Origin of the sequence: Luteimonas sp. MC1828, from assembly GCF_016461615.1 — a bacterium.
Taxonomy (GTDB): Bacteria; Pseudomonadota; Gammaproteobacteria; order Xanthomonadales; family Xanthomonadaceae; genus Luteimonas.
The window spans coordinates 124,912-137,453 of the sequence record NZ_JAEMNY010000002.1 but is presented as its reverse complement, the minus strand read 5'-3'; the positions used below and the strand labels follow the sequence as shown (position 1 = coordinate 137,453).

Genomic DNA, 12,542 nt, shown 5'->3' with positions numbered 1-12,542 from the left:
CCATCCCGTCTTCGTCCTTCGTCCTGCTTTCATGGATTTCCCCCTGTTGCCGCCACGTCCGGACGGACACGGCTGCGCGATTCTCCGCTGGCGACCACCCCCGAGGTCTTTGTCCGCCCGGGAAGAGTTCGGAAATGTTCGGAACGCCGCCGCAGGCGCCGGACGCCGGGGCATTGCGGCGCACCGGCGAAGTTGACAAGCTCGGCTCCCGCACGGAAGGGGCCGGGGCGACAGGCATGACCGGATCGAACGACCATCCCGCACCCGCCGACGTGTGGCGCTTCGGCGCCGCCATGCTCGACGAGCGCGTGGCGTGCCTGCGCGTGGATGGCCGGGCCGTCGAGCTGGACCGCAGCAGCTATGACGTGCTGCTGGAACTGCTGCGCCATGCGGGCACGGTGGTGACCAAGGATGCGTTGCTCAACGCCGGCTGGCCGGGCCGCGTGGTGTCCGAGAACTCGCTGTCGAAGGCGATCGGCCGCCTGCGCCAGGCGCTGGGCGAAGATGGCCACGCACTGCGTGCCGTGCATGGCTACGGCTACCGGCTCGCCATCGAAGTCGACAGGCGGCCGACGATCGCCGTCAGGGCGGAGGCACCTGCCGAGACCCCGCGCCTGCGGTCGGGGGACCGCAGGTTGCGGCAGGAGGCGCAGCGCGCGCAGCGCCGCGTGCGCGCCGAGGCCGAGGCGACCGTGCGCGAGGCGGTGCGCCGGCATGCGCTCGCCTCCGGGCGCCAGCGCCGCCGCCTCGGGATGGTGGTGTCCATGGCGCTGCTGCTGGGGCTGGTATCGACGTCTGCGATGTACGTCTCGGCCGACCGTGCACGCCGGCTGGCGGTGGACAACGCCGCACGGCACCAGGCCGTCCTCGATTTCGTCACCCGCGACATCCTCGGCCAGGCCGACCCCTACAGCGGGGGTGGCAAGCCGGAAATGGGCCTGCAGGACGCGATCGACAACGCCTCGCGCAAGGCCGCGCACGCACTCGCCGATGATCCGGCAGCCAACGCCGCGGTGCAGCACATGCTCGGCACCATCCATTTCGGGCACGACCGCCATGCCGAGGCCGCTGCCGCATTCTCGCGGGCGCGTGCGCTGTATGCGCCGCTGGCGCCGCGCCACGCCGAGGCGCTGGTCCGCGCGGGGGCCGCACTGTGCGACGTGCACCGCATCGGCAACCGCCTCGAAGAAGCGGCGTCGGCATGCGAGACCGCAGCGGCCGACGCGCGCGCCAACGGCGCCGGCCTGGACCTCGCGGCGCTCAAGCTGGGACAGCTGCGCAGCGAGCAGGGGAACGACCGCGAAGCACTGGCGATCCTGCAGCCGTTGCTGGACGGTGGCGCGTTCGACCACGAGCGCCGGACGCTGGGCGAGCTGCACTGGGCGCTCGGCCTGGCCGCGCGCGCGCTCGGCCGGTATGCCGAAGCAGAGCGTCATTTCACCGCGTTCCTGGCCATTGCCCGCGAAGACGGCGAGCGCACCAGCTGGACGGCATGGGCCTACAACTCGCTGGGCAGCGTGCTGGTCGAAATGGGCGACTACCAGCGCGCCGAGCCCATGCTGCTGGCCGCGCGGGCGATCTTCACCGAGGTGCAGGGCCGTGAGCAGATCGAGGCGCAGATGCCGGATGCCTGGCGCGCCGACATCCGCCTGCGCCGCGGCGAGTGGAGCCAGGCCATCGGGATCCTCGACACCCAGCTGCGCGCCTGGCACCCGCGGCTGGGCCCGGGCCACCCGCTGCGCCTGCGCGCCGAATCGGGCCTGGCCTGGGCCGAAGCCATGTCCGGGAACCGCGACGCGGCCTCCGCCCGGTTGCGTGCGGCAACCGACGCGAACGGATCAATGGCCGATGGCGGAGACCGCACGGCCGGCCTGCGGACGCTGCGTTGGGCGCGCACCGCAGTTGCACTCGGCGACGATGCGCGCGCGGCCGGGATCCTGGCGCACTTCGACGCGACCCTGCGCGCGACATTCCCGGCACCGCACCCGCTGCCCGCCGAAGCCGACTGCGTGCGCGCCCAGCTGGCGCGCGCGCGCGGCGAGCACGGCGAAGCGCGCCGCAGCGCGCGACGCTGCGAAACCGGCCTGGCGCTGTTCTACGCGCCGTCGCACCCGCTGCGGCTCGAGGCCGCTTCGCTGGTGACCGCAGCGAAGTGAGCGGCGTGGCTCAGGCGGGTTCGTCGGGGATCAGCGCCGATTCCAGGCGCTCGATGCAATCCTTCAGCTGCAGCTTGCGCTTCTTGAGGCGCTTCACCTCGAGCTCGTCCGCCGCGATGGATGCCTGCAGGCCGGCGATCGCGGCGTCGAGGTCGCGATGCTCGGCCTTCAGCTCGACCAGCCGCCGTACGAGTCGAGCCTGCTCTGAAGTGTCGGAGAAGTGCATGGCGGTCCGAGGTTACACGCTGTGCGCGCAGCCGGCACCCGGCCCGCAGCGGGTGCGAATGGCCGCGCCGCGGCACCGTGGCATTCAGCCGGCGTCGTAGAAGTTTCCGCGCTGGCTGTACATCTCCAGGCCACCGCCCGCCGGGCCGATCATCCACAGTTCTTCGTGGACGTAGATGCGCCCGCCGCTGGCGGACATGGGGGTCCAACGCCGCTCCAGGTAGACCACGCAGCCGTCCACGCCCACCGTGCACTCGACCTGCCAGCCCCGGTTGTCGCGATAGCGGCGCGCGACCATGGCGCCGCCTTCGATCTCCCAGCGCAGGGGGCTGCTGGTGGATACGCCGTCGCCGACATTGAGCTGGTAGCCGGTCTGGCCCGGACCGTCGAGCACGATGTGGAAGTCGAAGCGATATTCGTCGTGGATCGCCTGGCCGATGGCGAAGCCCGAACGCCACGCCCGCGCCACGCCCGCCGCATCGAAAGCCAGGCTGCCATCGCGTACCGCGGACAGCGCGAAGTCGGATCTCAGCAGCCCGCCCGGCAGCACGAAGCTGGCCAGCACGCCCTCGCCCTTGCGCCCGTCGCGCATCAGACGGCGCACACGCATGTGCTCGCCATCGGCATACGCCAGGCTGAGGTTGCCGTCCGCCTCGAGTGACCAGGTGAATGCCTGGCCGTCGTCGAGCACGATGCCGGTGCCGCCCGGCTGGAAGCGGTGCGGCGCATGGCCCTGGGTCGCATCGCCGCCACCCGACAGGGTGAACGCTTCCGGGCGGTGCAGCGGCAGGGTGCGCACCCCGGGGATTTCCGCTGCCACGAACGGGATGCCGGTGACACCGTCGCGGTAGGACAGCCGCAGCAGGTCGGCCGTGTACAGCTCGTCGGGCGCTCCCGGGTTGTCCGGGTAGCGCAGGCGCGTATGCACCGTCACGGCGACCAGGTCGCGCCCGCTGCCCAGGCCCTCCACCAGCAGGCGATGGTCGAGGCGCTCCACGCTGCGCAGGCGGCGCGTCGCGATGCCATCGAGCCAGCCGTCTTCCTCGGTGACCGCCGGCGCGTGCGGAACCACGCGCATGCTGCCCGCGCCGAACGTCCACCCCGCGCTGGGGTCCGCGGTGGGGTGGGTCGCATGGAACTGCCCGGCTCCGCCCGCCTGCAGGTCGAGGCGCTCACCCTCGATCAGGCCGACCCGGACATGGCCCCTCGCAGCCGGCGATGCCAGCGAGCGGGCGCCGAGAAAGTCCTCGGGCGTGGCGATCGGCAGCACCGCATCGTCGAACATCGTCGCCAGGGCTGCCACCCGCAGCGCCAGCGCGTCATCGGCGTCGACCGCGGCGATGAAGGCGCGGTACGCATCCGCGTCGCTGATCAGCGCCAGGGTGTCCGTGATCCCGGCGGGCAGCGGATAGTCCCCGTCGGCCACCAGCTTGATGGCCGCGGCCATCTCCAGCAGCGCCGCGGCGTCGTACGCGCCCAGCGCCGCGTGCAGCCCGGCCTCGGACGCGACCGGGGCTCCGCCGTTGGCCAGCTGCAGCAGGTAGGCGAGTGCGGAGCTGAGACGGCTGAGCTGCACCTGGCTGTTCTCGTCGCGGGTCAGCACGCCGTCGGCCCCGGCTTCGCCGCGCAGCCGCCCGACGGTGCCCGGCACGGCCAGCAGGGCCACGTCGCCCGATGACGCCGACAGGGTCACCATGTCGCCGGGCAGGCCGATCACCTCGAGCCGGTAGCGGCCGTCCGCTCCGGCCCGCGCCTGGAACACGTGGCCGCCAACGCCAGCTGCGACATGCGCGTTGCCGCCAGCGTCGGTCACGGCGCCATCGAGCACCACTGCGTCGCCCACGAGGATCTCCACGCTGGCAATGCCGAAGCTGCGCCCGGTCTTGACCGAGTACTGGATGCGGTCACGCCCTGCGAAGCCCGGCGCCGGCGTGTACACCACCCTGCGACCCACCACGGAGGCGCTGCCGTGTGCCGGATGCCGGTACAGGCGCAGGTCGGTGCTGGCCGTCACGCCGGGATCGTTGGCCAGCACGTCGATGGTGACGGGACGATCGCGGCCGGTGAGCGTGCTGTCGTCGGCCGGCGCGTGGTTGAGGCCGGCGGCTACCGCGGCGCCAACGGAAAGGGTCGCGACGGCAAGCAGCGCGCTGGATCTGGTGGTCATGTGCAAGGCCCGATGAGGCGCGGCCAGCCACGACGGCACCGCGCAATCCAGACACATACGTACTGCGGTGTCGAAAACCGCCACCCCGGTAGAATGGCCCGCTGATGAGCACCGTCCTGCCCCTCGCCGAACCGACCCCGCGCAAGCCGCGCGCCGACACCCCGGCACCGCAGCTGGCCAAGCGCCTGCGCCACCAGGTCGGTCGCGCGATCGCCGACTTCGGCATGATCGAAGACGGCGACAAGGTGATGGTGTGCCTGTCCGGCGGCAAGGACAGCTACACCCTGCTGGACATCCTGCTGCAGCTGCAGAAGAAGGCGCCGGTGTCGTTCTCGCTCACCGCGGTCAACCTCGACCAGAAGCAGCCGGGATTTCCGGCGCACGTGCTGCCCGACTACCTGCGCGCGCTCGGCGTGGACTTCCACGTCATCGAACAGGACACCTATTCAGTGGTCGCGCGCGTCGTGCCGGAAGGCAAGACCATGTGCTCGCTGTGCTCGCGCCTGCGCCGCGGCGCGCTGTACGCGCACGCCGCCGAGCACGGCTTCACGCGCATCGCGCTGGGCCACCACCGCGACGACATGGTGGCGACGTTCTTCCTCAACATGTTCTTCCACGCGAAGCTCGCCGGCATGCCGCCGAAGCTGCTGAGCGACGACGGCCGCCACGTGGTGATCCGCCCGCTGGCCTACGTGGCGGAGGCGGATATCGCCGCCTATGCCGATGCCATGCGCTTCCCGATCATCCCCTGCAACCTGTGCGGCTCGCAGGAGAACCTGCAGCGCAGGCAGGTGCAGCGGATGATGGCGGACTGGGAGCGCGAGACGCCCGGCCGCATCGACCAGATCGCGCGCGCGCTCGGCGACGTGCGCCCGTCGCAACTGGGCGACCCGGCGCTGTTCGACTTCGCCGGCCTCGGCCGCGGCGACGCCGGACCCGCCCCCCGTACCGAGCACTGACCCCCACGCCCGATGGCCGGCTTCCCGCATCCGCGGGAACGACGCGCCATTGCCCCCGACACACCGATCCTGGATTGCCCCCGCATGTTCTTTCGCAACCTCACGCTGTTCCGCTTCCCCACCTCGCTCGACCTCGCCGCACTCGAAGACGCGCTTGCCGCGCAGCCGCTGAAGCCGGTCGGCCCGCTGGAACTCTCCTCGCGCGGTTTCGTCGCGCCGCTCGGCCGTGACACCGAAGCCTTCGCCCACCGCGTGCCCGACGCCATCTGGGTGGCCGTGGGCGGCGAGGACCGCCTGCTGCCGTCGGCGGTGGTCAACGACATGCTCGCGCGCAAGCTCGACGAGCTGGAAGAGCGCGAAGGCCGCCGCCCCGGCGGGCGCGCGCGCAAGCGCCTCAAGGACGACCTGGTGCACGAGCTGCTGCCGCGTGCGTTCGTGCGCCCGACGCGCACCGACGCCATGATCGACCTGAAGAACGGGCTGTGCATCGTCGACTCCTCGTCGCGCAAGAGCGCCGAGGCGGTGGTGTCGCAGCTGCGCGAGGCGCTGGGCAGCTTCCCGGCCCTGCCGCTGAACGCCGAAGTCGCGCCGCGCAGCGTGCTGACCGGCTGGATCGCCGGCGAGAAGCTTCCCGACGGCCTGACGCTTGGCGAGGAATGCGAGATGAAGGACGCCAACGACAAGGGCGCGGTGGTGAAGTGCCAGCGCCAGGACCTCGGCAGCGACGAGATCACCCACCACCTCGAGGCCGGCAAGCAGGTCACCCGCCTGGCGCTCAACCTCGACGACCACGTGTCGTTCGTGCTCGGCGAAGACCTGGTGGTGCGCAAGCTGAAGTTCCTCGACGGCGTGGTCGACCAGCTCGACAGCGGCGACCGCGCCGACCAGCGCGCGGAGCTCGACGCGCAGTTCGCGCTGATGTCGGCCGAAGTGCGGCGCCTGTTCGAAGTGCTCGAGCCCGCGCTCAAGCTGTCGCGCGTCGACGCCTGAACGCGGTGCATCGCAACGTCGTCGCACGCGCGCATGCATCACGCATGCGCGTTGCGTGCGCGCACCGGTAGAATGCGCGCATGTCGTCCCTGCTCCGCCTGCTGCTTCCGAAGTCCATTGCACCGGGCACCCGCAACGTCCAGCGCGACACCGTCGCGCTCGCGATGGACGATGGCAGCTCCATCGATGTGCTGCGCGTGCGCGACCCGCGCGCGCGGCGCGTGCGCCTGTCGGTCGATGAACGCGGCGCGCGCCTGACGCTGCCGCCGCGCGCCAGCCTGGATGCGGGCGAGCGTTTCCTGCGCGAACACAGCGACTGGCTGCAGGCGCAGCTGCGCGCGCATGCCATCGACCACATCACGCCGCTGCAGCGTGGCGTCACCGACGCGCTGCCGCTGCGGGGCGAACTGCTGCCGCTGCGCTGGGAGCGCGGGCGCTTCGCCTGCGTGGTGCGCGATGCCGACGGCCTCGTGTTCCGCGACACCGCGCGTGGCGGCGGCACCGCGCTGCGCCGCGCACTGCGCGAGTTCTACGAGAGCGAAGCGCGCGCCGACGTCGGCCGCTGGCTGCCCGGCTACCTGCCCGGCCTGCCGCGGGCGCCCGCGCGCATGCGCCTGAAGCCGATGTCCTCGCAGTGGGGTTCGCTGGCGCCGGACGGCACGCTCGCGCTCGACCTGGCGCTGGTGCTCGGCCGGCCGTCGGCGTTCGAATACGTGCTGGTGCACGAGCTCTGCCACCTGCTGCGGCCCGATCATTCGCCGGCGTTCTGGCACGAGGTGGAGGCGCGCTGCCCGGACTGGCGCGCCGAGCGCGACTATTTCCGCAGCGAAGGGCGCCAGCTCAAGGCCGCGCTGCGCGTGCTGCTGTCCGGGGACACCGCCTCCCCGCCTTGACGGGCGCCCGCGGCGCTGCGCTCAGCGGACGAGGAAATCGCCGATCGCGTCGGCAACCGCCTGCGGATCTTCCATGTGCAGGTGGTGGCTGCCGGCGATGATGGTCATGTCGCCATCGGGCAGCCGCGCGGCGCGAGCGCGGCGCAGCGCATCCGGCAGGTAGACCTGCGCGGGGTCGGCGAACACCACCCGTGTCGGGCAGGTGATGCCGGCCACCAGGTCGTCGACCTGCGCCTCGGTCATGCGCACCATGGTCGGCAGGGTCAGGCGCGGATCGCTGCTCCAGCTCCAGCCACCTTCCACCGCCACCACGCCGCGCTCCACCAGCAGCCGCGCCACCGGTTCGGTCAGCCCGTTGGCCTTCATGCGCGCGCGCACCGCGATCTCGAGGTCGGGGAACACGCGCAGGCGCTTGCCGGGCAGCGCGCGGGTCGCGGCCACGGCATCGCGCAGCCGCGAGACGGTGTTCTCCGGCGTTTCCGCCAGCGCGCCCAGCGCCTCGATCGCCACCAGCCGCGTCACCCGCTCGGGGCACGCGGCGGCCACCAGGCTGGCGATGCCGGCGCCCATCGAATGGCCGAGCAGCGCGAAGCGCTCCCAGCCGAGCGCGTCGGCGATGTCGAGCACCGAATGCACGGCGCCGGCGAACGAATAGTCGGCGCCCGCGGCGAGGTGGTCGCTGGCGCCGTGCCCGGGCAGGTCGACCGCGCGCAGGTCGACGCCCGCGAGGTGCGGTGCCAGCGGAATGAAGCTCGCGGCGTTGTCGAGCCAGCCATGCAACGCCAGCACCGACGTCGCACCCGCCGTTCCGGCGCGCAGGCCGCGCACCTTGCCCAGCGGCACGTCTAGTTCGAAGGCGTCCATCAGCGCCACGCCGCAAGTTCGCGCATGGCGATGGCCGCGATCGCGTCGGCGTGCGCCGGCGCGTCGTTGAGGCAGGGGATGTAGGCGAGTGTCTCGCCGCCGTGTTCGCGGAACAGCTCCGCGTTCTGGATCGCGATCTCCTCGAGCGTCTCCAGGCAGTCGGCCGAGAAGCCCGGGCAGACCACGTCGACGCGGCGCGTGCCGGCTCCTGCCAGCGCGCGCAACGTGGCGTCGGTCGCGGGCTTCAGCCAGGCACCCGCACCGAAGCGCGACTGGAACGCGGTCTGCCATTCGCCGTCCTCGAGTCCAAGCGCGGCGACGATCGCCTGCGCTCCGGCATGGCACTGGCGCTCGTAGGGATCACCCGCATCCACCAGCCGCTGCGGGATGCCATGGAACGAGAACAGCAGCAGTTCCCCACGGCCGTTGGCCTGCCAGTGCGCGCGGATCGAACCGGCCACCGCATCCACCCAGCCGGGATCCACCGAATACTCGTCGACCACGCGCACCTGTGCGGCCGGCATCACCCGGCGCACCACGTCGACCACCGACGCGGTGGTGGTGGTGGAGTACTGCGGGTACAGCGGCAGCACCAGCACGCGTCCGTCGCGGTCGCGTGCGGCGACGAGCTCTGCTTCCAGCACCGGCGCGCCGTAGCGCATCGCATGCACCACGCGCACGCCGGGCATGCGCGCCTGCACTGCTTCGGCCAGCCTGCGCGTGTGCACCGCCAGCGGCGAGCCGCCGTCCATCCACACCTGTTCGTACTTGTGCGCGACCGCCTTCGAGCGCCGCGGCAGCACCGCCAGGCGCAGGATCGGCTGCCACAGCCAGCGCGGCAGCGCGACCACGCGCGGATCGGACAGGAATTCGGCGAGGTAGGTGCGGATGGCCTCGGGCGTCGGCGCCGCGGGCGTACCGAGGTTGACCAGCAACAGCGTGTCGCCGGGGGCGGGATGGAGTTCGGTCATGGGCGATGGCTTCGCGGGATGCGCGTGGCGTTCGGCAACAGGCGCCAGTCTAAGGGTTCGCCGCCTCATCGCCGATTCATCGCGCTGCGCATAGCCTGACGGCCTTCGCGCCGCGGTCGACATCGTGCCCGCTCGACAGCACGCGCCACCCGCCGCATCCTCGTGCCATCCCTTTCCGGAGTCCGCCATGTCCGCCACGCGTAACCAGCTCCGCATGCCCGCGCTTGCCGCCGCGCTCGCGCTCGCCCTCGTCGCCGCGCCCGCCGTTGCCGGCCCGGACCAGGATGCGCGCGCGCTGAATGCCGTGCGCGTGCTCACCGACATCCAGCAGATCCCGGAGTCCGGGATTCCGGACAAGCTGTTCGACGAAGCGCGCGCGATCGTGGTGGTGCCCGACACCATCAAGGCCGGCCTGGTGCTCGGCGGCCGCCGCGGCCGCGGGCTGATGTCGGTCAAGAATCCCGATGGCACCTGGTCCAATCCGAGCTTCGTCACCCTCACCGGCGGCAGCATCGGCTTCCAGGCGGGCGTGCAGTCGGCCGACGTGGTGCTGGTGTTCCGCAGTGACCGCGGCCTCGAGTCGATCGTCAACGGCAAGTTCACCCTCGGCGCCGATGCCGCGGTGGCCGCTGGCCCGCTCGGCCGCAACGCCTCCACTGCGACCGACGGCGAGCTGAAGGCCGAGATCTGGTCGTGGTCGCGCGCACGCGGCCTGTTCGCCGGCGTGGCGCTCGACGGCGCGGTGCTGTCGATCGACGACTCCGCCAACGAGTCCGTCTACGGCCGCGACACCACGCCGAGGATGATCTTCGAGGGCCGCGCCAGGGGCCAGCCGTCGGCCGCGGTGGTGGATTTCCGCGACCGCCTGGAAGAAGCCACCGCGCTGGCGCGCAGCAACCGGGGCACGACCGCAGCCCAAGGCCGCACGGGCTACAGCGCGCCTGCGGCGCCTGCGACTGCGGTCGTCGACACCCGGCCGATCGCCGCGGGCAGCGCGGCGCCTTCGGCCTTCGAACCGGTCGAGGACAGCCCGGTGTTCGCCGAGCCGCTGCCTGAATCGCTGCCCGAGCCGCTCCCGGAACCGCGTTGGTAATTGCACGCGCGTCCCGCCGGCACGCGCCGCGCGGGGCGTCTTGTTATCCTGAGCACCCGACGGAATCCAGGTAGAGCAGCATGGGCAGTTTCAGCATCTGGCATTGGCTCATCGTGCTGGTGGTCGTGCTGCTGATCTTCGGCACCAAGCGCCTGCGCGGCGCCGGCCGTGACCTGGGCGAAGCGGTGAAGGGCTTCAAGAAGGGCATGTCCGACGACGACGACAAGCCGGCCGGCCAGCTCGGCGACCAGTCGCGCCAGGGCGACCAGTCGCGCGAAAGCGACAAGGCCTCCGAACACCACGACGACAACGTCAAGCGCTGAGCCTCCGGGCCGGCGCTTCGCGAACGCACGCATGTTCGACCTCGGCTTTGGCGAGCTGCTGCTGATCGCAGTGGTCGCCCTGGTGGTCCTCGGCCCCGAACGCCTGCCCAAGGCGGCGCGCTTCGCCGGGCTGTGGGTGCGCCGCGCGCGCGCGCAGTGGTATTCGGTGAAGTCCGAACTCGAGCGCGAACTCGCCGCCGAGGAGCTCAAGCGCAGCATCGACGAGACCCGCGAAGCCGCCGGCGACCTGCGCGACCGCGTGCGCGCCAGCGGCGACGAGGTGCGGCGCGACTTCGAGCGCATGCGCGGCGAGGTCAGCGACGCGATCGAGCCCTGGGCGCCAGCCGCATCGCCCGCGCCCGCGCCAGCCGTTGACGCACCGGCGCCCGCCGATGCCGCAGCGGAGCCCGGTGCCACCAGCGACGACGCGCCGTCCGGCCCGGGAGACACGCATGTCCGCGGAGACCGATAGCGGCGAAAGCCAGCTGTTCGACCACCTGCTGGAGCTGCGCGCGCGCATCATCCGCGGGCTGATGGGGCTGGGCGTGGCGCTGCTGGCCATGCTGCCGTTCGCCAACCGCCTGTACGCGTGGCTTGCGCAACCGCTGATCGACAAGCTGCCCGAAGGCGCGCACCTGATCGCGGTCGAAGTCGCTTCGCCGTTCTTCGCGCCGCTCAAGCTCGCGTTCTTCGCGGCCTTGGTGGTGAGCATGCCGTGGCTGCTGTACCAGGCCTGGGCGTTCGTGGCGCCGGGCCTGTACCGGCGCGAGAAGCGCCTGGCGCTGCCGCTGCTCGCAACGTCGCTGATCCTGTTCTACACAGGCTGCGCGTTCGCGTTCTTCGTGGTGCTGCCGTCGGTGTTCACCTTCCTCACCGCGGTGACGCCGGAGGGCGTGGCGATGATGACCGACATCAACGCCTACCTGGATTTCGTGCTGGTGATCTTCCTGGCGTTCGGCATCAGCTTCGAGCTGCCGGTGGCACTGGTGATCCTGGTGCTGCTGGGCTGGGTGACGCCCGCGCAGCTGCGCGAATCGCGCGGCTACGCGATCGTCGGCATCTTCGTGCTGGCGGCGGTGATCACCCCTCCGGACGTGATCTCGCAGCTGATGCTGGCGATCCCGATGTGCCTGCTGTACGAGGCCGGGATCCTGGCGGCGCGCGCGCTGTCGCGGCGCGAGCCCGCGGCGGGCGACGGCGCCGACTGATGCGACCCGCCGGCTTCTGGCGGCGCGCCGCGGCGTGGAGCCTGGATGCCGTGCTGGTTGCGCTGCCGGTGGTGGGGTTGGGTTGGACACACCTGCAGCGTTCGGCCGGCGTGCTCGGGGCCGCAGCCCATACGCTCTTCGAGGCTGCCGCCGTGCGCATGGCCGACGCACTGCAGACCCTGCAGTCGCCGCTCGCCCTCGCCAATGGCTGGTTGCGTGACCCGGTGTTGCTGGCAGCGGCGGGCGATGTGCAGTCGGCCATGTCCGCGATGCTGCTGCCGCCGCTGGCGGCGTTCGTGGTCGCGTGGATGGCGTGGTGCGTCGGCTTCGAGCGCTCGCGCTGGCAGGCGACGCCGGGCAAGCGCGCGCTCGGCCTGCGCGTGGTGGATGCCGCGGGCCAGCCGCCGCGCATCGCGTCCCTGCTGGTGCGCTTCCTCGCCGGTGGCCTGTCCTGGCTCACGCTCAATGTCGGCCACCTGCTGGCCGCGGTGCCGCCACGCCACGCCGCGCTGCACGACCGCATCAGCGGTACGCGCGTGTGCCTGGCCGACGACGCGACGGCGCGCATGCCCGGCTGGGCACGCGCATGGCTGCGGTTGCTCGCGGCCGCGACGCTCGCGGCGAACGCCTGGATGATGTCCGCGGCCGGCGGCGTGCTGCGGGCCGCGCTGGAACGCGCGCTGGGCTGAGCGG

Annotated in this window: 13 protein-coding genes; 9 read left to right on the top strand and 4 right to left on the bottom strand. The window is 72.0% G+C overall.

What is annotated here, in order from left to right; all coding sequences use genetic code 11:
- Positions 1-236 precede the first annotated feature (236 nt).
- Positions 237-2,156 (top strand): tetratricopeptide repeat protein, encoded by a 1,920-nt coding sequence (locus JHB91_RS10460; protein WP_199472823.1) that lies wholly within the window; start codon positions 237-239, stop codon positions 2,154-2,156.
- Positions 2,157-2,166: 10 nt separating this feature from the next.
- Here JHB91_RS10460 and JHB91_RS10455 read toward each other — a convergent pair whose 3' ends face one another.
- Positions 2,167-2,382: a YdcH family protein gene (locus JHB91_RS10455; RefSeq protein WP_199374047.1), complete on the bottom strand. Its 216-nt coding sequence runs from the start codon at positions 2,380-2,382 to the stop codon at positions 2,167-2,169.
- An 84-nt stretch (positions 2,383-2,466) separates the two neighbouring features.
- Positions 2,467-4,548 carry an Ig-like domain-containing protein gene (locus JHB91_RS10450; RefSeq protein ID WP_199472822.1) on the bottom strand — a complete coding sequence of 694 codons (2,082 nt, stop codon included), beginning with the start codon at positions 4,546-4,548 and terminating at the stop codon, positions 2,467-2,469.
- A gap of 104 nt (positions 4,549-4,652) precedes the next feature.
- On the opposite strand from JHB91_RS10450, the gene ttcA reads away from it, so the two are divergent.
- The 3 genes from ttcA to JHB91_RS10435 all read left to right on the top strand — a co-directional run bounded on the left by ttcA (position 4,653) and on the right by JHB91_RS10435 (position 7,390).
- Positions 4,653-5,507 carry a tRNA 2-thiocytidine(32) synthetase TtcA gene (gene ttcA, locus JHB91_RS10445; RefSeq protein ID WP_199472821.1) on the top strand — a complete coding sequence of 285 codons (855 nt, stop codon included), beginning with the start codon at positions 4,653-4,655 and terminating at the stop codon, positions 5,505-5,507.
- A gap of 84 nt (positions 5,508-5,591) precedes the next feature.
- Complete coding sequence (locus JHB91_RS10440; protein ID WP_199374055.1) at positions 5,592-6,497, top strand: recombination-associated protein RdgC; 906 nt, start codon at positions 5,592-5,594, stop codon at positions 6,495-6,497.
- An 80-nt stretch (positions 6,498-6,577) separates the two neighbouring features.
- Positions 6,578-7,390, top strand: a complete 813-nt coding sequence (locus JHB91_RS10435; protein ID WP_199374057.1) for a SprT family zinc-dependent metalloprotease — start codon at positions 6,578-6,580, stop codon at positions 7,388-7,390.
- A 21-nt stretch (positions 7,391-7,411) separates the two neighbouring features.
- On the opposite strand, the gene JHB91_RS10430 is transcribed toward JHB91_RS10435, so the two are convergent.
- Both JHB91_RS10430 and hemH read right to left on the bottom strand, forming a co-directional pair.
- The gene (locus JHB91_RS10430; RefSeq protein WP_199472820.1) at positions 7,412-8,254 is read right to left on the bottom strand and encodes an alpha/beta hydrolase; all 843 of its coding nucleotides are present in this window, start codon (positions 8,252-8,254) and stop codon (positions 7,412-7,414) included.
- On the bottom strand, positions 8,254-9,225 hold the full coding sequence (hemH, locus tag JHB91_RS10425; RefSeq protein WP_199472819.1) for a ferrochelatase: 972 nt from the start codon (positions 9,223-9,225) through the stop codon (positions 8,254-8,256). Before hemH ends, JHB91_RS10430 begins: the two co-directional genes overlap by 1 nt.
- 214 nt (positions 9,226-9,439) lie before the next feature.
- On the opposite strand from hemH, the gene JHB91_RS10420 reads away from it, so the two are divergent.
- The 5 genes from JHB91_RS10420 (at position 9,440) to JHB91_RS10400 (ending at position 12,538) form a co-directional block, all read left to right on the top strand.
- The gene (locus JHB91_RS10420; RefSeq protein WP_199374379.1) at positions 9,440-10,318 is read left to right on the top strand and encodes a lipid-binding SYLF domain-containing protein; all 879 of its coding nucleotides are present in this window, start codon (positions 9,440-9,442) and stop codon (positions 10,316-10,318) included.
- Between the two features lie 80 nt (positions 10,319-10,398).
- Positions 10,399-10,641: a Sec-independent protein translocase subunit TatA gene (tatA, locus tag JHB91_RS10415; protein ID WP_199472818.1), complete on the top strand. Its 243-nt coding sequence runs from the start codon at positions 10,399-10,401 to the stop codon at positions 10,639-10,641.
- A 31-nt stretch (positions 10,642-10,672) separates the two neighbouring features.
- On the top strand, positions 10,673-11,113 hold the full coding sequence (tatB, locus tag JHB91_RS10410) for a Sec-independent protein translocase protein TatB (RefSeq protein ID WP_199472817.1): 441 nt from the start codon (positions 10,673-10,675) through the stop codon (positions 11,111-11,113).
- Entirely contained in the window at positions 11,094-11,849 is a 756-nt protein-coding gene (gene tatC, locus JHB91_RS10405) for a twin-arginine translocase subunit TatC (protein WP_199374067.1), read from the top strand. Before tatB ends, tatC begins: the two co-directional genes overlap by 20 nt.
- On the top strand, positions 11,849-12,538 hold the full coding sequence (locus tag JHB91_RS10400) for an RDD family protein (protein ID WP_199472816.1): 690 nt from the start codon (positions 11,849-11,851) through the stop codon (positions 12,536-12,538). Before tatC ends, JHB91_RS10400 begins: the two co-directional genes overlap by 1 nt.
- The last annotated feature ends 4 nt before the right edge of the window (positions 12,539-12,542 follow it).

Coding starts and splice junctions, on each gene's coding strand:
- ttcA (WP_199472821.1), top strand. CDS start 4,653: ATGAGCACCGTCCTGCCCCTCGCCGAACCGACCCCGCGCAAGCCGCGC.
- JHB91_RS10460 (WP_199472823.1), top strand. CDS start 237: ATGACCGGATCGAACGACCATCCCGCACCCGCCGACGTGTGGCGCTTC.
- JHB91_RS10430 (WP_199472820.1), bottom strand. CDS start 8,254: ATGGACGCCTTCGAACTAGACGTGCCGCTGGGCAAGGTGCGCGGCCTG.
- hemH (WP_199472819.1), bottom strand. CDS start 9,225: ATGACCGAACTCCATCCCGCCCCCGGCGACACGCTGTTGCTGGTCAAC.
- tatB (WP_199472817.1), top strand. CDS start 10,673: ATGTTCGACCTCGGCTTTGGCGAGCTGCTGCTGATCGCAGTGGTCGCC.
- JHB91_RS10440 (WP_199374055.1), top strand. CDS start 5,592: ATGTTCTTTCGCAACCTCACGCTGTTCCGCTTCCCCACCTCGCTCGAC.
- JHB91_RS10420 (WP_199374379.1), top strand. CDS start 9,440: ATGCCCGCGCTTGCCGCCGCGCTCGCGCTCGCCCTCGTCGCCGCGCCC.
- JHB91_RS10435 (WP_199374057.1), top strand. CDS start 6,578: ATGTCGTCCCTGCTCCGCCTGCTGCTTCCGAAGTCCATTGCACCGGGC.
- tatA (WP_199472818.1), top strand. CDS start 10,399: ATGGGCAGTTTCAGCATCTGGCATTGGCTCATCGTGCTGGTGGTCGTG.
- JHB91_RS10450 (WP_199472822.1), bottom strand. CDS start 4,548: ATGACCACCAGATCCAGCGCGCTGCTTGCCGTCGCGACCCTTTCCGTT.
- JHB91_RS10455 (WP_199374047.1), bottom strand. CDS start 2,382: ATGCACTTCTCCGACACTTCAGAGCAGGCTCGACTCGTACGGCGGCTG.
- tatC (WP_199374067.1), top strand. CDS start 11,094: ATGTCCGCGGAGACCGATAGCGGCGAAAGCCAGCTGTTCGACCACCTG.
- JHB91_RS10400 (WP_199472816.1), top strand. CDS start 11,849: ATGCGACCCGCCGGCTTCTGGCGGCGCGCCGCGGCGTGGAGCCTGGAT.